This is a genomic window from Hymenobacter sp. 5317J-9 (assembly GCF_022921075.1).
In the GTDB taxonomy this organism is placed as follows: domain Bacteria; phylum Bacteroidota; class Bacteroidia; order Cytophagales; family Hymenobacteraceae; genus Hymenobacter.
Genome location: NZ_CP095050.1, coordinates 1,043,957 through 1,063,577, shown reverse-complemented (window position 1 = coordinate 1,063,577; position 19,621 = coordinate 1,043,957). Strand labels below are relative to the sequence as shown.

At 59.4% G+C, this 19,621-nt stretch carries 11 protein-coding genes; 9 read left to right on the top strand and 2 right to left on the bottom strand.

Annotated elements, in window-relative coordinates:
• Window positions 1-38: 38 nt before the first annotated feature.
• Complete coding sequence (locus MUN81_RS04265) at window positions 39-1,217, bottom strand: DUF4861 domain-containing protein (RefSeq protein WP_245115379.1); 1,179 nt, start codon at window positions 1,215-1,217, stop codon at window positions 39-41.
• An 803-nt stretch (window positions 1,218-2,020) separates the two neighbouring features.
• Between MUN81_RS04265 and MUN81_RS04260 the strand changes: the two genes are divergently transcribed.
• From MUN81_RS04260 to MUN81_RS04220, 9 genes are all read left to right on the top strand, one after another.
• Window positions 2,021-2,587 carry a glycoside hydrolase family 44 protein gene (locus MUN81_RS04260; protein ID WP_245115377.1) on the top strand — a complete coding sequence of 189 codons (567 nt, stop codon included), beginning with the start codon at window positions 2,021-2,023 and terminating at the stop codon, window positions 2,585-2,587.
• Complete coding sequence (locus tag MUN81_RS04255) at window positions 2,584-6,867, top strand: carbohydrate-binding protein (protein WP_245115375.1); 4,284 nt, start codon at window positions 2,584-2,586, stop codon at window positions 6,865-6,867. Before MUN81_RS04260 ends, MUN81_RS04255 begins: the two co-directional genes overlap by 4 nt.
• A 400-nt stretch (window positions 6,868-7,267) precedes the next feature.
• Complete coding sequence (locus tag MUN81_RS04250; protein ID WP_245115373.1) at window positions 7,268-8,164, top strand: polysaccharide lyase; 897 nt, start codon at window positions 7,268-7,270, stop codon at window positions 8,162-8,164.
• Window positions 8,165-8,656: 492 nt separating this feature from the next.
• Window positions 8,657-9,481 (top strand): hypothetical protein, encoded by an 825-nt coding sequence (locus tag MUN81_RS04245; protein ID WP_245115371.1) that lies wholly within the window; start codon window positions 8,657-8,659, stop codon window positions 9,479-9,481.
• Between the two features lie 73 nt (window positions 9,482-9,554).
• Complete coding sequence (locus MUN81_RS04240; RefSeq protein WP_245115370.1) at window positions 9,555-10,631, top strand: glycoside hydrolase family 88 protein; 1,077 nt, start codon at window positions 9,555-9,557, stop codon at window positions 10,629-10,631.
• 21 nt (window positions 10,632-10,652) lie between these two features.
• Window positions 10,653-12,290, top strand: coding sequence for a glycoside hydrolase family 55 protein (locus MUN81_RS04235; RefSeq protein ID WP_245115369.1), 1,638 nt, complete (start codon window positions 10,653-10,655; stop codon window positions 12,288-12,290).
• Between the two features lie 537 nt (window positions 12,291-12,827).
• Window positions 12,828-16,070, top strand: a complete 3,243-nt coding sequence (locus MUN81_RS04230) for a TonB-dependent receptor (RefSeq protein ID WP_245115367.1) — start codon at window positions 12,828-12,830, stop codon at window positions 16,068-16,070.
• Between the two features lie 20 nt (window positions 16,071-16,090).
• Window positions 16,091-17,530: a RagB/SusD family nutrient uptake outer membrane protein gene (locus tag MUN81_RS04225; protein WP_245115365.1), complete on the top strand. Its 1,440-nt coding sequence runs from the start codon at window positions 16,091-16,093 to the stop codon at window positions 17,528-17,530.
• A 212-nt stretch (window positions 17,531-17,742) separates the two neighbouring features.
• Window positions 17,743-18,171 carry a hypothetical protein gene (locus MUN81_RS04220; protein ID WP_245115363.1) on the top strand — a complete coding sequence of 143 codons (429 nt, stop codon included), beginning with the start codon at window positions 17,743-17,745 and terminating at the stop codon, window positions 18,169-18,171.
• Between the two features lie 181 nt (window positions 18,172-18,352).
• On the opposite strand, the gene MUN81_RS04215 is transcribed toward MUN81_RS04220, so the two are convergent.
• Entirely contained in the window at window positions 18,353-19,540 is a 1,188-nt protein-coding gene (locus tag MUN81_RS04215; RefSeq protein ID WP_245115361.1) for a glycoside hydrolase family 88 protein, read from the bottom strand.
• Window positions 19,541-19,621 lie beyond the last annotated feature (81 nt).

Sequence of the window (19,621 nt, the reverse complement as noted above, 5' to 3'; positions counted from 1 at the left end):
AGGGTTACAGGCAAGAATTGCCGATGTTGACGTTGTTTTTACTGGTGTTTTGCCCAGCTTATTTCTAGCGGAGAAGCGAGGCGTTGCGCGAATTGAGCCAGGTAGGCATCCCATTCCTGCACGGTGCGGAACTGGCCGCTTTTCGTCCAGCCAAAGCCCGCGTAGAAAACCAGCGGGCCGCTCTGTGGGCGGGTAAAAACAAGTAGGTTACTTTGGTCGGGCTGCTCCACGCGGTAGTCCTCCACCTTCGTGACGGCGCGCGGGTCGAGTACTACGCCGGTGCCGATTTCGGCGTCGTCCACGGCCTCCCAGTAGCGGAACCAGCCGGCTTTCTGGTCGGTCTGCACCGCGCCCTTTTTATCGTGTAGGGTGATGCCGACCACGAAATTGGGTAGTGCCTGCGGGCTGCTTATATAGTCTTCGTAGCGGGTCAGGTTGCTGCCCAGGTCCAGCGAAATGCGCTTGCGCTCGGTGACGGTGCGGCCGTTGGCCTGCCAGGGCGCATACGTCAGCTCAAACACGGTGCGGATGGGGCCGGTGGCCAGCGTTTTGTAGCTGACGAAGTTCTTGGAAACCCACAGCCGGCCCTCGTCCCAGATACCGGTGCCGCCACAGCCGCGGCTGTCGCCCACGTGGTAGGGGTCGTAGCCCTCGCCGCGGTCGTGGTGGTAGTAGCTCGGGTCGGTTTGGTAGCCGGCGTACCACTTGTCGATGACCGGGTAGGGCACTCGCTTCAGCCAGCAGTCCATGCCGCTGGTGAGGGTGCCGTCTTTGCGGCCGGCCTCGGTGAGCTGCTGGGCCACGGGGCCATAGGTGCGGAAAGCCACCCGCTCATTTTCCCAAGCGTAGTCATCAATGCGCTCGGGCACGAAGCGGGAGAAAGTGGTGTAAGGGCTTTGGGGCCGCTGGGCGGCGCCGTCGGCGGCGCCCGACACGGTGAATTTCCGGGTTTCATTGGCGGCCAGCGCGGTTTGGAACAGCAGCTCATCGGCTTGGCCGTCGGCATTGTTATCGAGCACCTGGCTTACCAGCACCGTGCCGGCCGCATCGCGCACCAGCAGATTGTCGGCGCCGTAGGCTTTGATAAGGCTCGATAGCCGGGCCGCTGGCAAACTCACCGTTTCGGTGGGCCGGGCCGCCGCCAGCCGGTTGCGCACGGTGAAAGCCAGCGTAGCCGAAGGCGCAGGATTGACGCCGGCACCAACTGCGAAGCGCAACGCAAGCGGCAATAGCAGCGCAGGCACTATGGCCAGGGTAAAACGTGGGAGGTGAAACGCCATTATCGAAGAAGGGCTTAGAAGACGCGCGAAGCGGAAGCACCCCAACGGCTGCCGCAGTCAGGCGTTTTCGCTCGTGTATTTGGGCGGGCTAGCCGCGAAAATCCTTCATTTATGCACCGTGGGTGCGTCAATCAGCCTAAGTCGTGGGGTGGGCCACTACTAGCCGAATTCGTGGGTCGGCGCTCTGAGCCGGTGTCATCGAACTACTGGGCACATGGACCCGCAATGGGGTTTCTGTTGCTGCTGTGGCGGAAATATACACGCCGTTTTCAGCTGCCGTCTTTCCGGCTTTTCACTTCTTTCCGGCTTTGCCGCACTGCGGCGGGTGTCGGGTTAAACTACCGCCCTTTTTACTAAAACTATTGTGACAAGCGCGTTCTAAAAGTGAAATAACAGCTTTCGATTACACTTATACATTTCACGCAATTGTCTAATTAACAATAATTTGATAAGCATTTTACAAAATGAACCGCGACGGTTCGAAATGAGAAAGTGGTTGCGGAGGCGTCCGTAGACATTTGTAGAGCCTGTCAGCAACTAGCTGCTCTGCAACCTGGCCGCTGCACATGGAACGTCGCTAAGCGCCCCATCCAACACCGGCAGACCTGACGGCTCCTAGTCCGGCAAACCAGCCACTCCGCATCGGCGGCTTGTCGATACTCATCGGCCTTGTCGGATGCAGCTCTGCCCGCGCCGCATTGGCTTCCTCCTACTTCTACACCAACCCAAAATTCCCGCGCATGAAGAAACTGCTATCCCTCCTCCTGCTGAGCTGGCTCGCCTTGGGCGCCAGCCACGGCCAGGCCATCTCGCCCTACCTGGCGGGCCAGAATGCCTGGCTGCCCACGGCCCTGGGCACTACCAACTACGGCGGGCTGCTCGACAAGCTGTGGCCGGTGGTGAAGCAGTCGAAGGTGAAGATGATTCGCATCGGCGGCAACGGCGCGAACACCAACCTGATAACCAACGCCCAGTACATCGCCCTGATTGACTCCATTCGCCGCATCGGGGCCGAGCCCATGGTGCAGGTGTCGGAAGGCCGCGGGCGGTTCACGGCGGCGCAGGCCGCGCAGGTGGTGCAGCACGTGAACGTGACGATGGGCCGCAACGTGAAGTACTGGATTATCGGCAACGAGCCCGATTTGTCGGCCCAGCCCAACGTGGTGAGCATTGCCGGCGTGGAAACCTACCTCAAAACGTTCGCCTCGGCCATGAAGGCCGTGGACCCCAGCATCCTGATTGTGGGCCCCGAAAACGCCGGCTACAACGCCTACTACCCCGCTTTGGTGGGGGCGCCAACGACGTGACCGGCAAAGACGCCAACGGCCGCTATTACATCGACATCATCTCCTTCCACACCTACCCTTTCTCGGGCAGCCAGACGCGGGCCCAGGTGGTAGCCGCCGGCCAAAACGTGGCCAACACCGTGACCAACCTGCTGGGCCTGATGGCCGCCGCCAACACCAAAAATAACCGCACCGGGGCCAACGCCCTGCGCTGGGCCCTCACCGAATTCAACCTCGACTACGCCAACCCGACCGTGAACACGGTGGAAGGCCTGGGCGCGCACTCGTTCATCAACGGGCAGTTTTGGGCCGAAGTATTTGGCGTGGGCATGAAGTACGAAGCCGTGTCGATGCAGCCCTGGTGCATTCACGAGAGCAATGGCTCGCGCATCGTGAGCGACAAGGGCTACCTGGATGGGGGCACGGTGGCCACCATCAAGCCCCGCTCCTGCTTCTGGCACGAGATGCTGGTGTCGGAAAACATGCACGGCACCAACCTCGACGCCACCGACAACCAGGCGCTGGTGAAGGTCATCAGCAGCACCGACAACGGCACCACCGCGGTGATGGTGCTCAACGAAAGCGACGTAACGGACTACGATTTTACGGTGCAGCTCAACGGGGCCACGGTGCCGGGCACGGCCCCGCTCAAAATCAACGTGCCGGCTGATATCAATGCCGCGTACACCGACAAAATCTTTGCGCAGTCAACGCTGGTGCTGCTATTTGACGCCCAAGGCGCGCTTACCCGCAAGATTGTGTACTCGCTGGAGCACGCGCAGGGCGCCCTGCCCCCCACCTACCTTCGGCCCGGCCAAACGGTGACGCTGGCCGGGTTTTCGGCCGATAAAACCGTGAGCTGCACCGCGCCCGAAGCCGTGACCTACACAGGCGCGGTGCTGGGCAACTACGCCTCGCTTACCTGGAACTTTGGGGCGGGCGCTACGCCGGCCACGGCCAGCGGCAAAGGCCCCTTCGCCGTTACCTACACCTCGGGCGGCGCCAAAAACGTGACCCTGACGCTGGTGAACCCCGACACCACCATTGTGGTGAGCAAGCCGGCTTATGTGCAGGTGAACAACTGCACGCGCACGCCTTACAACGGCGCCCCGGCCCCGATTCCGGGCGTGGTAAAGTCCATCGAATACGACTACGGCGGCGAAGGCGTGGCCTACCACGACTTGGAAGCGGAAAACCGCGGCGCCACCGCCGACCCCACCGTGGCCCGGCCCACCGAGGGCGTTGATACCCAGAAAGGCGACGGCGGCTACGGCAACGTGGGCTACTCGGCCAGTGGCGAATGGCTGAAATACACCGTCAACATTCAGAACAGCGGCTTCTACAAAGTCACGTTCCGGGTATCGACCTCGACCACCTCGACGGCCTCAATGCGGCTGAGCGTGAACGACGTGGACAAAACCGGCGTGATAGCCATCCCCGCCACGGGCAGCTTCAACACCTACCAGAACATCGTCGTCAACAACGTGTACCTGGAGGCGTCGCCGAACGCGACGCTGAAGTTTGACTTGGTTACGAGCAGCTTCAACATCTCCAAAATCACGTTTGAGACGCAGGCCATGACCGGCATGGTGGTAAACCGCGTGTACAACGCCAGCGCCACCACCGACGGCGCCGCCGATGCCGTGGAGCTGCTGGTGGTGCAGGACCACCTGGACGCGCGCGGGCTGATTGTGAAGGATTTTGACGCCGACCTCACGGCTGATACCGGCGGCAAATACCAGTTCAAAGACCAGGCCCTGTGGAAGGATTTGCGCCTCGGCACCACCATCGTGCTGCGCCGGCTGGGCGCCGGCATCCCGGGCTACGTGGAGGACGTGAACGCCTCCGACTCGCGGCTCGACCTGGCGTTGGAAAACACGACCTACCTGACCGCGCTTTCCGGTGCGGGCGACGTTTTCAACCTCACCGACACCGACATGGTGCTGCTGAAAACCGGCAGCGCCAGCGGCGTGGCCAATCCGGTGCACGCCTTCGCAACGGGCTCGGGCAATACCACGGCGCTTTTCGCGGCCACTACCGGCGCCAAGCTGGTTTCGACCGCGGCCAACACCGCCGGCAGCTTCCAATATCCGCTCAGCACGGCCCAGACCACGGCGGATTTTGATGGCGTGAAAGCGGTGGCCTCCGCGTCCACCAGCTTTAACTGGGGCAATGGCTTTGGCGCGAATAACATTGCTTACATCAACGGCCTGCGCCTTTCCATCCTGCCGCCCACGCCCGACATTGTGGTAAACCGGCTCTACAACGGCTCGAACGACGCCCTGGGCACCCGCGACGCGGTGGAGCTGCTCGTCATCAAAGACCACCTCGATATTCGCGGGCTGCTGGTGAAGGACTTTGATGCCAACATCACCACCGACAACGGCGGCAAGTACCGCTTCACCAACATTCCCTTCTGGCAGGACCTGCGCGCCGGCACTACCATCGTGCTGCACAAGCTCTCGACGGGCATCGCGGGCTACACCGAGGACACCGACGCCTCCGATTTCACGGTGGACTTACTGCTGGAAAACGCCGCCTACCTTACCAACGAAACCACGGGCACCAACGCCTTTATCATCGCGCAGTACGACATGGTGCTGCTGAAAACGGGGGCGGCTACCGGCGTGAGCGGGGCCATCCACGCCTTTGCCACCCGCGGCGGCGGCAACGGGGCGCCCACGGCGCTCTACCAATCCATCACCAGCCCCAAACTGGTGTCGCCGAACCGGGAAGCCGGCGGCGACCCTGGCGCCTACCACTACCCCCTGAACCCCAACCAGCGCGGCGCTGACTACAGCGGCGCCGACGCCGACATCCAGCTGGGCGGCGCTCCGAACTGGGGCTATGGCATGGGCAGCGGCAACATTGCCTACATCCAGTCCTTGCGCGATGCCGTGCTGCCACCGGCCACGGCCCTGGCTGCCACCGCCACCGGCAACAGCATTGCCTTGAGTTGGACTGATAATTCTGCCACCGAAACCGGCTTCGAGGTGTTCCGCTCGCTCGATGGAACGGCCTACACGCTGCTCGCCACGGTGGCCGCCAACGCCACGACTTACACTGATGCCTGCCTGGGCTACGCTACTCGCTACTACTACCAGGTGCGCGCCAAAGAAGGAGCGTTGACCTCCCGCTTCTCGGCGCCCTCGTCGGGCTCCACGGCCGAACGGCCGGTGGTGACGCTGCCCACTCTCACGGCAGAGTGTTCGGTGACTGCCACTGCCCCTACAGCCCCCGACTTCTGCACCGGCACCGTGACGGCCACCACCACCGACCCGACTACTTACACCGCCCAGGGCAGCTACACCATTAACTGGAGTTTTGCTTACGGCGACGGCGGCGTGGTGACCGTGCCCCAGCAAGTGGTAGTAAGCGACGTGAGCGCGCCCGTGGTGCTTACCCAGAACATCAGCGTGACGCTGGTGAATGGCAGCGCCACCGCAACTGCGGCTGCGGTTGATAATGGTTCGTCCGACGCCTGCGGTATTCAGTCGCTGACGCTTGATAAAACCAGCTTTGACTGCTCCAACATCGGCGACAACACCGTGACGCTGACGGTGACGGACGTGAATGGCAACACGGCCACCGGCACGGCTACGGTGACGGTTATTGGCGCCACGCCCGCGCCGGCCATTGCCGTGCGCCGCACGGATAACACTTACACCGGCCTGCCGGCCAATACCATTGCGCTGGGCTACGGAGCACAAAGCCTGGTGCTCACGGCCTCGAACAGCACGTCGGCCACCTACTTATGGTCGCCCGCAACGGGGCTGAGCAATGCCACGGACGCGGCACCGGTGTTCACGCCCACGGCCGCCGGCACCTACACCTTCACCGTGCTTGCCACCAACGAGTTCGGCTGCTCGGCCAGCGCTACAGCTACCCTGACGGTGGTGGACGTGCGCTGCGGCAACAACAACGACAAGGTGCAGGTGTGCCACAACGGCCGTGCCCTATGCCTTTCGAAAGACGCAGTGGCCACTCACCTGGCCTCGCACGGCGACCAGCTCGGTGGTTGCGGCACGGCGACTGGCCAGGCGGTAGTGTTCGAATCTTACCCCAACCCTTTCACCACGAGCGCGGCGGTGCATTTCCGGCCGGTGGCTACGGCGGCCACGCAGGTGCAGGTGTTCAGCGCTATGGGCCAGCTGGTGGGCACGCTCTACGACGCGGTGGCCGAAGCCGGGCGCGACTACACCGTGACGTTTGACGGCAACAGCCTGCCGGCGGGCATCTACACCTGCCGCCTGGTGAGCAACGGCGCGGTGCAAACCCAGCGCCTGGTGCTGCTGAAGTAGCTCATTTTCTCCGTTGTCCACTCAAAGAAGGCTGGCTCTCCCGCCGGCCTTCTTTTTCCTCTGTGCAACCACTGTTTTTTTCTTCTACTAACCCAATTCCCACATGAAAAAACAAGCTTCTCCTCCCCACGCATCGTGCCCGGCCCGGCGACTGGTCACGCTTCGAATTCCACACCTTGGGCATGGCCGCGGGTATGTACCCCCTGCGCTTACAAGCCGATAACCATGTACTGCCCAAGCACTCGGTTGTCGAATAGCTACCCTTGAGCATCGTCCGGACAGCGGCAACTGGCCAGGCCTTACCGGGCGGGCTCCTCTATTGAGGCTTCCTTAACGGGCTTGACTATCGAAGCTTTGTCATTCCTTTTCCATTTCAATTGCAAACCAAAAGCAACTGGTTATGAACCGCATTAAATTCACCCAAAATGGGGCTATGTGCCTGCTGTTGGCAACCACCGTCCTGTTGTCGTGTAAAAAAGACAATCCGATTCAAACGGCCCCCAACGGGGATTATCAGGTCGACCCCACACGGGCCGATGCTGTTTTTAGCAGCATTCCCCTAAAAACGTTTACTGCTGCAAACAATGAATACACTGCTACTGAATACGCTGCAGACTTTGGGGATAATTCGAAAACCAATAATTGGCGTGGAGGCAAACAATGGATTATCGACAATTCCCTGCGCGTCCATTTGGATGACGGCTATTCATACACCAATGGGTTGGTAGCTTCAAACAATGTATCCGATGGCACGGATTACGACATGAGTTACAGTTTCAAGTTTGACCCCGCCTTTACTTTTTCGGAAGGCGGAAAACTGGGTTGGGGATTTGAAATTGGCGACGGAGCCAGTGGCTGCAATGTGCCAACGGCCGGACACGGAGCGAGTGTGCGGTTAATGTGGAAAAGAACATCCGCTACAACGCATGCTATTAAGCCATACGTTTACTATTATGACATGCCCAATACCACCACCTATCATTGTGGTGATAACCCACAAAGCAAACAATTCGACGGACTAGAAAAAGGGGTGTGGTACAATGTTTACATCCATGTTACGAGCAATACCTACAGCAACAAGGATGGCTATTTAAAAATACTCATCAAAAAAAGTACGGCTACCACTTGGACCGAGCTGGCCAATATTACCAATATTCGCTGGACCAATGACCACAATTACCGTAAAATAACCAGAATATCGTTTGACACCTTTAGAGGCGGGGATGACAGCAGTTGGTCGGGCCCTGCGGGAGATATTTTTTACGATGACGTAAAATTCAATCAGCTTGCTCCGTGATTTTATGGGGGTGTCAAGCACGAAACTTCTTGTTGTCATTTTCGTGCTTGACAACCCCATAAAATTGGCGGCAGCCTAGATGGGGTGGTGCGTGGTTTGTGCTGGTCGTTGCAACTATTGATGCGCGCCGTGTGCATTGTCCGGGATTTGCTACAGGCGCAGGGTTTGCACCCTAACCCGCCGCACCGCTGCCGCAAGGAGCCATTTGGCACTTCGACGATGGTGGGTTGGCCTTCGCCCATGGGGCCGTGCGCGCCGGGTGGCAACGCCTGGGTGTAGGTCGGAAACGGGGCCGTAGTATACCAGCGATGACGGCGACAGCGCATGGGCAGGGCGGCCCGGGGGCGGCGGGCCGTGGCTGCAACGCACCGCCTCACCACCCGCGCCACGACGCGCCAGCGGGCCCGTTCGACGGCCCACCACCACCCGGCTTTGCGCCACCGCTAACCAAGCCTTTACCTTATAAAGGCAGTACACAAACGTAGGCAAGACATGAAAAACCTGTTAAGAGTGCTGGGAGAAGCGCGCAACGCTTCTTTATATCTGTATGCTGCCAGAAACCCGGCAATAGCCATTGCAGCGTTGATGGTTACGTGCTGTGTTGGTTCGTGCAAGGTCAGTTATTCGCAGACGGCAGCCGCGAAACCGATTGTGCCAGACTGGGCATTGCCCGGTTCATCGACCCATAAGCAGGTGCCGCCGCCAGCGGATTTTCACCGGGCCACCAAAACGTCAAAGAAGCGCATTGGCATTTTTGACGGCCAAAGCGACGTAGGGGCTTCACTGGTGCCCGGAAATTCGAGCTTTGACCCCGGTGCGAAGGAATACACCATCAATTCCGCGGGCTACAACATCTGGTACACCCGGGATGAGTTTCGTTTTCTGTGGAAGAAGATGTCGGGCGATGTGTCCTTGGCGGCCGATGTAAAATTCCCGAATGAAGAGGGTTTCTTTGACCGAAAGGCGGTCGTCATTATCCGCCAAAGCCTTGATGACGATTCCGAAGAAGCCATGGTTGCCCGTCACGGGGCCGGCCTGATGCACTTGGCCTGGAGGCCAGACAAAAACACCAAAGTTCTACAGATGAAGGTCCCGGAGAAAAGCGCCATGCGCATCGGGATAGAAAAGCGGGGCGATACCTATGCCATGTTCATCAGCCAGAACGGCGAACCCATGCACCAATTAGGAGACCCTATCAAGCTCGCATTCAAAGAGCCTTTTTACGTTGGCATCGGCTTTTGCTCGCACATTCCGGATAAGGTAGATACCGCCATCCTATCCAACGTAGTGTTGGAAAACGCTGCGGGAAAATTGTAACAACCTGCGGATTTCCAACACATTTCACGCTTAAATACGCTAATCCTACATGAGGCTTCTATTCATCTGCTCCTTGTTCGTCGCCGTCTTTTTCACGCAGGCGTGCACCGCCACCAAACAGGCAGGCGGAGGCACTGCTGCTTCCAGCACGAAAAAGGCGATGCTCAGGGCGTTGGAATGGCAGGAAGCGCATCCAATCGTTGAAAAGTCGACCAAAGACTGGACCAACGGCGCTTACTACACAGGCGTGGCCAAAGCCCACCAAGCCACCGGCGACGCCGAATTTTTGAAGGCCCTGCAGGCAATGGCCAGGAAGAACGAATGGCAAACGTACATCCGCATCAACAGCGCCGATGACGTAGCCATCAGCTACGCGTACCTGTATCTGGCAGCCCTCGGCGACAAAGACGCCAACCTTGCCCCCACCGAAGACTTCATAAAAAAGCATTTGGCTTACCAGCAGGAGCAAAAACGCAACAAGCCGCTGTGGTGGTGGTGCGATGCGCTTTTCATGGCGCCTCCGGTTTTCACGGTGCTTGCCAAACGCAACCACGACCCCGTGCTATTGGACGAGATGTACCGGCATTACAAGGAAACCTACGACCTGCTCTACGACAAGGAAGAGCACCTTTTTGCCCGGGACGACCGGTTTTTGTGGACGGGCGCCAGCACCGACAAGAAAGAACAAAACGGCAAAAAGATATTCTGGTCCCGCGGCAACGGCTGGGTGTTAGGCGGTCTGGCCTTAATCCTGCAAGACATGCCGAAAGACTATGCCCACCGGCCTTTTTTCGAGCAGCTCTTTCAGGAGATGGCGACCAAAGTAAAGGCCCTGCAACAACCCGACGGCATGTGGACCACCAGCTTGCTCTCGCCCGAGTCGTACGACCACACCGAAACCAGCGGCAGTGGCTTCTTCACCTACGGCATTGCCTGGGGCATCAATAATGGCTTGCTGAATTCCACTGACTTTAAGCCCGTGGTAGCCAAAGCCTGGCCTGCGTTATTGAAAATGCAAAAGCCCGACGGCATGGTGGGCTTCGTGCAAAACATCGGCTTCGACCCTCGACCGGCCACTGCCGACAGCTGGCAGAACTACGGCACGGGCGCATTCTTACTGGCCGGCAGTGAGGTGCTGAAAATGAAGTAGGCTCCTAAGCCACCGCAATTCATGAATAAAAAGTACATTCTCCTGGCAGTTTTGCTCTTTGCTGCTGGCCCGGTTTTCTCGCAGCAGTGGAGAAGCAGTTTGTATCCGCAAAACTGGAAGCCGGGGATGCAGGACAGCGAAGGGCGATTCCTGCACGACTTTTCCTACGCCGGCTATCATCGTGGCGAGCAGGCTATTCCGGACATCAACAAGAACGTAGTGGACGTTACGAAAGCGCCATACGCAGTAGACAACACCGGCAAAGCGGACGCGACGGCCGCTATTCAGCAAGCGTTGAACGACGTGGGCCAGCGCGGCGGAGGCGTAGTCTATTTGCCCGCAGGCAAATACAAGCTTGACGTTTCTGCCGCCAAGGCGAACCCGCTGCGCATAAGCTATAGCAACGTGGTGCTACGAGGCGCGGGCGCGGGCAAGACCTTCATCTTCAACGATAACTCCAACGTCCGGAACGTCTCCATTATACAGGCCAAACCAACGGCTGGCGGAAACTGGCTCAGCCCCGAGGGCAAAGCCGTGAGCATAACGGCAGACCTGCTGCTTCCCACTCAAACCATCCCGGTTTCATCCGTCCAGGATTTCATGGCGGGAGACTGGGTGGTGCTGAGAACCGATGTCACCAAAGAGTTTATCACAGAGCATAACATGGATAGCCTGTGGGCGACCTCGCTGACCGGCACCATGTTCTACCGGTATATCACGGCAGTAGATAAACAGGCCAACACCATTCAAATTGATGCCCCGACCAGGTATTTCCTGAAAAAGCGCGACCATGCCCGGGTTTATAAAGTGAGGCCTGTGCTGAGTGAGGTTGGCATTGAGGGTTTCTCCATTGCCAATCGGCAATCAACGTTGCCGGGTTTAGGCGGCCTGGACTTCAACGTCAAAGGCACCGCTGCTTACGAAGTACACAGTGCGCATCTACTCATGATAAACAGCGCCATCAATTGCTGGATTAGAAACATCAGTACTTACCGGCCGGAGGAGAATAAAGACGACATCCACCTAGTGTCCAGCGGAATTTTACTGCAGAACTCCAGATTTGTAACCGTGGACGCTTGTTCTTTTCAGAAAACCCAGTACCTGGGCGAAGGCGGCAACGGCTACATGTACACGCTGGCTTCCAATGATTGCCTTATTCGGAATTGCTTTGCCGGGTATGCCCGCCACAACTACGATTTCAAATCGATGCGGAGCAACGGCAACGTCATTTTGCGGTGCCGGGGAGAAAACTCCACGCTGGCGAGCGACTTCCACATGCACCTGAGCATGTCTAACCTGTTCGATAACACGACGCTGAACAAAGACTTTCTGGAAGCCAAGTTCAGGCCCTGGGGCACTTTCCCGGAGATGCACGGCTACCCGACCACGCAAAGCGTGTACTGGAACACGGTGGGCGAAGCTTACCCCGCCAAGGTGCCTTATATCATCGATTCGGAGCAGTTCGGCTGGGGATACATCATTGGCACCAGCGGCCCGGCCAACGAGGTGAAGACCTCACCAACCGCAGGCCGGATAAAGCAGTACGACTTCGATTCGGCGCCTGAAGATTTCAAGGAAGGCATTGGCAAAGGCGAGTCTTTGCTGCCAAAATCCTTGTATCTGGACCAGTTGGAAAGAAGGTTGAAGGCGCATAAATAACCCGGCAGGCCGGAGGATGGTGAGGCAGTGAGCCACCCCTGCAATGCGTTTCTGAAAGCCACCGAAGCAACGCTGCTTCGGGGGCTTTTTGCGTGGTGCATTTGTGCCGGTATCCGTGCTTGCTGTTTCGGCGTCAACCTGGCTTTTTCCTCCTTCTGCTCCACGCCTGGCTAGCGAATAAGCACCTCTTACGACAGGCATACCCACTAAAAATATTGTGACAGACGCGTACTAAAAATGAAAATCAACCTTTCAAAACACCAGATATACACCATTCATATTACTGTTTTTCAATAATTTAACAAATAATACTCATATGAACAACATCTGTCGAAAATGAGAAAGAGAATGGGGATTTCAACAAGGACCTTTGAAACGCTAACCCTTTACCGGACCGGCTTATGAAATAGGAAAGTCAGCTTCTGCAAGGGCTGCTTTTCTATTTCTTAAGCTGGTCGGAAGCCCTTGCTTCTCGTGGCCGGGCTAGCGCTGTTTACCGCCATCTTTTTTGCAATCCCACCCTTTTTCATTTCTCATATGAGTCATTTTTTACCGTCTGCTCGCTTGCGCGGGGCGGCTGCTTCGCTGCTGCTGATGCCCGTGACGGGCGCGGCACTGGCAGCCGGGCCGGCCCCGGCCGCCAGCCCAATCTCGGCCACCGTGCTGGCCGACATCACCGTGAAAGGCCGCGTGGTGGATGACAAAGGCGGCCCGCTGCCCGGCGTGACCGTGGTGGTGAAGGGCACCACCATCGGGGCCTCCACCGGCAGCGACGGCACCTTTTCGCTTAGCATTCCCAGCACGGTATCGGACCCGGTGCTGAGCATCAGCTACATCGGTTTTGCACCCCAGGACGTGCCGGTGAACGGCCGCTCCGACATCAACGTGACGCTGCGCGAGGACGCGCAGAAGCTCAACGAAGTGGTGGTGATTGCCTACGGCGAGCAGTCGCAGAAAACGCTGACGTCGGCCGTGACGCAAATTGACGGCGACGCCATTGGCCGGCAGACCGTGGCCACGCCGGGCGAGGCACTCGCGGCACTGGCGCCGGGCGTGGCCGTGCAATCGGACCAGGGCGGGGCGCCGGGCGCGCCGCCCACCATTGTCATTCGGGGTGGCACGTCGCTGGGCACTTCCTCCGACCCGCTGTATGTGGTGGACGGCTACCCGCTGCAGGACGCGGCCCAGTTTAACCTCATCAATCCCAACGACATCGACGCCATTTCGGTGCTGAAAGACGCCGCTTCGACGGCCATCTACGGCTCGCGGGCAGCTAATGGCGTGGTGATTGTGACCACCAAGCGCGGCAAGTCGGGCCAGACGCGCTTCACGCTGTCGAGCTACACGGGCATTCAGCGCATCTCCAAAAAGCTGGACGTGCTGCACCGCGACGAATACATCGACTGGCAGAAAGACCGGGTGCGGCAGCAGAACTTCAACCCCGCCACGGGTGGCTTTGGCACCGGCGCAAACCCGCTGCCGCCTATTTTTCTCAGCGACCCCGGCAGCCTGCCCGACACCGATTGGCAAGACGAGATTTACCGCGATGCCGTGATTCGCAACGTGCAGTTGTCGGCCTCGGGCGGCACCGAAAAGGCCCGCTTCAACGTTTCCGGGGCGTATTTTAAGCAGGACGGCGTGCTGCTGGGCTCTTCCTTCGACCGATTCAACCTGCGTTTCAACCTGGACGCCAACCTCACTTCCAAGCTGAAAATTGGGGTGTCGGTGGCGCCGTCGTTGGGCATTCAGGACCGGCAGGCGGCCAACGGGGCGTATAACCAATCGGGGGGCTCAGCCAACAACGGCACCCGCGCCGTGCCCAATGCCACGTCGCTGGCGCTGCTGCAATCGCCGGCGCTACCCGTGTTCATTGCCAATGGCGACTACGGCACGCCCGTCAACCAGGTCATCGGTGCCAACAACACGGCGTTTTACACTACAAACGTCTTCAATCCCCGCCAAACGGTGGACCTGAACCAGAACACCTACACCAGCTACCGGGTGTTTGCCAACACGTTCCTGGAATGGTCGCCGCTGCCGGGCCTGCGGCTGAAAACGGCCGGCGGCGGCACCCTCACCACCGACAACCAATCGGCCTACATCCCGGCCACCATGGCCTCGGAAGCGGCCCGCAACGCCAACATCTCCACCCCGGTGCTGGGCTCGGTGTACGCCCGCGAAAGCTCGAACCAGGCGGTGGATTTCCTGTGGGAAAACACGGCCACCTACAACAAGCAGGTGGGCGACCACAATTTCGGGCTGCTGGGGCTGTTTTCGCTGCAGAAGTTTCAGGCCCGCAACACGGCCACCACGGCCCGGCCGGGCACCATCACCACCAACCTGCTCGAAAATCCGCTCGGCTCGCCCGACCGCATTGGCGAGCTGACCTACGACCAAAACGCCTTTCTGAGCTATGGCGGACGCTTAACCTACGATTTCAAGAAGAAGTATTTGCTGTCGGCGGCGCTGCGCACCGATGCCTCGTCGCGCTTCGGGCCGAACAACCGCTACGCCGTGTTTCCGTCGGCTTCGCTGGGCTGGCGCGTGAGCGAGGAAGGGTTCTGGCAGGGCCTCAAGCCGGTGATGAACGAGCTGAAATTCCGGGCCAGCATTGGGCAAACCGGTAATGCCAACATCGGCTCGTTCAACTACCTGAACACCGAGGTCAACAGCAACTACAGCTTCGGCGGCGCGCGGGTGTACGGCTACAACCAGCGCGGCCTGGGCAACCCCAACCTGACCTGGGAGAAAAACCAGCAGACGGACTTGGGCATCGACGCCGGCTTCTTCGGCGACAAAGTGACCCTGACGCTGGACTACTACAACCGCGAAACCACCGGCATGCTGCTGAACCAGACCTTGCCCGGCGCCTTCGGCTTTGCCACCTCCTACCGCACCAACATCGGTGGGCTGCGCAACCGCGGCCTTGAGCTGGCCGTCGGCACGGCCGTCAACCTGGGGCCGGTGCGCTGGAACATCAACGGCAACATTTCGGGCAACCGCACCAAGGTGCTCGACCTGGGCGGCGTGACTTCACTGCCGCCCGAGGCTTCGGTGTTTGGCTGGAACAACTCTTACCAGCTGATTGTGGGCGAGCCGCTGGGCAACATGTACGGCTTTGAGGTGCTGGGCGTGTACAAGAACCAGGCAGACCTCGACGCCTACCCCTACGCCGCCACCCGGAACCTCGGCAACTGGATTATCAAGGACCAGAACGGCGACGGCATCATCAACGAAAGCGACCGGGTGAAAGTGGGCAAGGGCGTGCCCGATTTCCTCTACGGCCTGAACCAAACCTTTACCTACAAGGCGTTTGACCTCAGCCTGAGCCTGCAGGGTGTGCAGGGCCGCGACATCATCCAGGGCAACATCCGGCAGTTCTACACGCTGGCCGCCAACGGCACCAACATCACCCGCGAATTCTACAAAAACACCTGGAGCCCCGACGCGCCCGAGGTGGAAACGCGCTGGCCCCGCATCTCGGCCGGCGGCTACAACCCCGGCAACCAGCTGACCGACCGGCAGGTGTACGACGGCTCGTTTCTGCGGGTGCGCAACCTGACCTTCGGCTACACCCTGCCCACGACGCTTCTCAAACAGGTGAAGCTGCAGAGCCTGCGCCTGTACGTGACCGGCCAGAACCTGTTCACCTTCACCAAGTACCCCGGCTACGACCCCGAAACGAGCATCAACGGCGGCTCGCTCATCACGCCCGGCCTCGACCAGAGCAGCTACCCCGGCATTCGCGTGTTCACGGGCGGCCTCACGGTTGGTTTTTAATCTGTTGACTCTTGAATATCATGAAACCAACTACGTTCCTTCTCCGTGCTTTGCTATTGTCCGGCCTCACGGTGAGCAGCTACGGCTGCAAAGATTTTGTGAACCTCACGCCGCAGGACATCATTCCGGTGAGCGGCTTTTATAAGACAGAAGCCGACATCCAGGGCGCGCTCACGGGCACGTACGGCTCGATGCGCAGCGTGTACAACGGCTATTTCCAGTTCACCGAGCTGCCTTCCGACAACACCCGCACCATCAACTCCAGCGAAGTGGGCTACGGGCAATTCGACAAGCTGAACTGGCTGATAAACAACGGCAACATTGCCAGCGCCTGGAACCAGCACTACACCGTCATTGCCGGCACCAACGTGACCCTGGGCCACGCCGACGACGTGAGCTACGCCGCCCCCACCACCAAACCCCAGATTGTGGGCCAGGCCAAGTTCATCCGCGCGCTGATGTATTTCAACCTGGTGCGGTTCTTCGGCGATGTGCCGCTGGTGCTCACCGAAATCAAGAGCCAGGCCGAAGCGCTGGCCCTGGTGCGCACGCCCACGGCCGATGTCTATGCCCAGATTGAAAAAGACCTGACCGAAGCCGAAGCCGTGCTGCCCCTCTCCTACAACGCCGCCAACGTGGGCCGCGCCACCAGCGGCGCCGCCAAGGCCCTGCTGGGCAAGGTGTACTTGCAGGAGAAAAAATGGGCCCTGGCCGAAGCCAAGCTGGCCGAAGTGGTGGCGCTCACGCAATACCAGCTGCTGCCCGACGTGAACAACGTGTTCGGCGTGGGCAAGGACAACAACGCCGAAATCGTTTTTGCCTGCCAGTACTTCAGCTCCGGCAACGGCGAGGGCAACCAGTTCGCCTACAACTTCGCCCCGGTGAATGCCAACGTGACCACCGTGGCCGGCGGCAGCACCAACCTTGGCACCAAGGACCTGAACGACGCCTTTGAGGCCGGCGACCAGCGCAAGGCGGCCTTCCTCACGGCTTTTGGCACCGGCAACGCCACCGACTACTACGCCAAGAAGTTCGTGTACAACGTGCTGTCGCCGAACGAAGGCGACAACGACTGGCCCATCATCCGCTTCGCCGACGTGTTGCTCATGTACGCCGAGGCGTTGAACAACAACGGCAAAACCGCCCTGGCCATTCCGCAAATCAACCGCGTGCGCACCCGCGCCGGCCTGGCCGCCAAGGCCCTCACCCTCAGCACCGCCGACACGCAGCTGGCCATCGAGCAGGAGCGCCGCGTGGAGCTGTGCTTCGAAGGCCACCGCTGGCACGACCTCATCCGCTGGGGCAAAGCCACCAGCACCATGCAGGCCTTCAAAACCAAGTACCTCACCCTCGACGCTGCCAACGCCAACCTGGCCCCAGCCACGTACAAAGAGCTATTCCCCATTCCGCAGGTCGAAATCCTGTTGAATAGCAAGCTGGTGCAGAACCCGGGGTACTAAGCACAGAGGCTTGATTGTAAAAGAGATGGGGAGGTAGCTGAATTAAATTCGGCTACCTCCCCATCTCTTTTACATTGAATTAGACTGTCGTCCTGTTAGCTTGGTCGAAGCACCTATATAGCGCAACGAAGCGCCAACGACTGGTTCGACCCGCAAAAGGAGGCTATGTTTATAGTGTCTCTTTTACAATAACGCTGCGCTTAGTCCCTTTCATGCTCTCCAAGGCTTATTTATTCGCTGTGCTTTTCAGCTGCGCTGGTGGCTTGTTAAGCGCCTACGGGCAAACAAAAGCTAACCAGGTCTACTCCGACCCCGACGAAATGAGGCCCCTCGTACCGTCTGCCGTAGCCCAGGCAGCTAACCACGCGCTTTCTTCCGCCGAACGGGTTACGTTGTGCCGAAAAGGCCGCGGCTTCATCGAATTTCGGTTTCAAGTGGACGGCAACGGGCGCATCGAGGACATCACCGGTGTGCGGCTCTACAAAGCGGCGCGAGAGGTGCCCATGCCGCTACTGGCCAAAATGAAGGAGCGAGTCCGCCAAGACGTCGTTTTTCACGTCCCTGTCGTCGACAAACCGTCAGCAATGAGTCGCTGGCGAAGGCCATCATACACAATTCCCCTTACCGTCTTCTGCCGTTAATACGCTGACAAAGCCTATTCAAGCAAACGATAAAGATGCTTCGCCTGCGTTCAGCCGGGCCGTCGCAAACGAAAGAAGCCAGCAGTTGTGCATCTTAATAGCACACCTGTTGGCTTCTTTCGTTTCCTATATGGTTGAAGTAAACTAACCTCATCCAATAAGCTGTCTCACGCCTTTATTCCTACAGCAGCGCCAGAAACTGGTTGTAGTTCTGGTAGCGCCAGAGGGCTTCGAGCAGGTAATAGTCGGCGTACACCAGCGGCACGTCCACTTCGGAGTTGGCGGGCTTGTAGCCGGTGGCGTGCTTCAGCAGGAAGAAGTTATTGGTGCCGGCCGTGGCCAGGTACTGCGGCGTGCACAAGCTGCTAAGCAGGCCCGTGGCGCCCTGGTAATACTTCTTGGGGCTCTTGGCGTACTTGCTCAATTCCAGCAGGCCCGAGGCCGCGATGGCCGCCGCCGAGGCGTCGCGCGGGGAATTCGGAATGTCGGGCGCATTGAAATCCCAGTAAGGAATGTGGTCGGGAATGCGGTTGGTTTGCTTGAGGAAGTAGTCGGCCGCGTGCTGGGCGGCAGCCAGGTAGCGCGGGTCGCGGGTGTTGCGGTACAGCATGGCGTAGCCGTAGATGGCCCAGGCCTGCCCGCGGGCCCAGCACGATTGGTCGGCGTAGCCTTGGTGCGTCATGGCCTTGCGCAGCTGGCCAGTGGCCGGGTCAAAATCGAGGACGTGAAAGGTGCTGTAGTCCTTGCGGAAGCGGTATTTCAGGTCGGTATTGGCATGGGCTGTGGCGAGGTGGGCAAATGCAGTATCGCCGCTGAGCTTGCTGGCCACGAACAGAAAATCCAGGTTCATCAGGTTATCGACGATGACCGGATAAGTAAACGGCGCAAAGTCCCACGACCGAATAGCGCCCACCTTCGGGCTAAACCGGCGCGAGAGGGTGGCCGCGCCCTGCAACAGCACCTCGCGGTACTTCGGCGTCGGCGCCTGCGCATAGCCCTGGCCAAACGAGTTGTTCAGGATAAACCCGAGGTCGTGGTTGTCGGTGGTGAATTTCTCGGCTTCCAGGGTTTCGGTGCGGGCAGCCGCCCGGCGGCGCCAGCTGTCCTTGCCCGTGAAGCGAGCCAGCTGCCACAGGTTACCGGCAAAGAAGCCGCTGGTCCAGTTGCGCGAGGTGGTGAGCTGCAGCGAGCCGTCGGGCTGGGTACTGCGCGGCTGGCGGGTGCTATCAGGGTATTGCCGCAGGAAGGCGGCGTATTGCGCCTCGGCCAGCGCCACTACTTGGTCGACGGGAATTTCGGGGGACTTCTGGGCCGCCGCGGGGCCCGCCAGCGCGAGCAGGAGCAGCAGCGTCGGGCGCGGTGCGTTCATGGCAAAAGGATATCTGGAAAGGGTGGCAGTAGGAACGTGTCACAGCCGGCCGGCACCGGCCAGTGGGGCGTTTTTTAGCTC

What these genes read in the sequence shown, in the direction of transcription:
- MUN81_RS04260 (WP_245115377.1), top strand. Translation starts at nt 2,021, where the DNA reads ATGAAGAAACTGCTATCCCTCCTCCTGCTGAGCTGGCTCGCCTTGGGC.
- MUN81_RS04250 (WP_245115373.1), top strand. Translation starts at nt 7,268, where the DNA reads ATGAACCGCATTAAATTCACCCAAAATGGGGCTATGTGCCTGCTGTTG.
- MUN81_RS04245 (WP_245115371.1), top strand. Translation starts at nt 8,657, where the DNA reads ATGAAAAACCTGTTAAGAGTGCTGGGAGAAGCGCGCAACGCTTCTTTA.
- MUN81_RS04235 (WP_245115369.1), top strand. Translation starts at nt 10,653, where the DNA reads ATGAATAAAAAGTACATTCTCCTGGCAGTTTTGCTCTTTGCTGCTGGC.
- MUN81_RS04230 (WP_245115367.1), top strand. Translation starts at nt 12,828, where the DNA reads ATGAGTCATTTTTTACCGTCTGCTCGCTTGCGCGGGGCGGCTGCTTCG.
- MUN81_RS04225 (WP_245115365.1), top strand. Translation starts at nt 16,091, where the DNA reads ATGAAACCAACTACGTTCCTTCTCCGTGCTTTGCTATTGTCCGGCCTC.
- MUN81_RS04220 (WP_245115363.1), top strand. Translation starts at nt 17,743, where the DNA reads ATGCTCTCCAAGGCTTATTTATTCGCTGTGCTTTTCAGCTGCGCTGGT.
- MUN81_RS04215 (WP_245115361.1), bottom strand. Translation starts at nt 19,540, where the DNA reads ATGAACGCACCGCGCCCGACGCTGCTGCTCCTGCTCGCGCTGGCGGGC.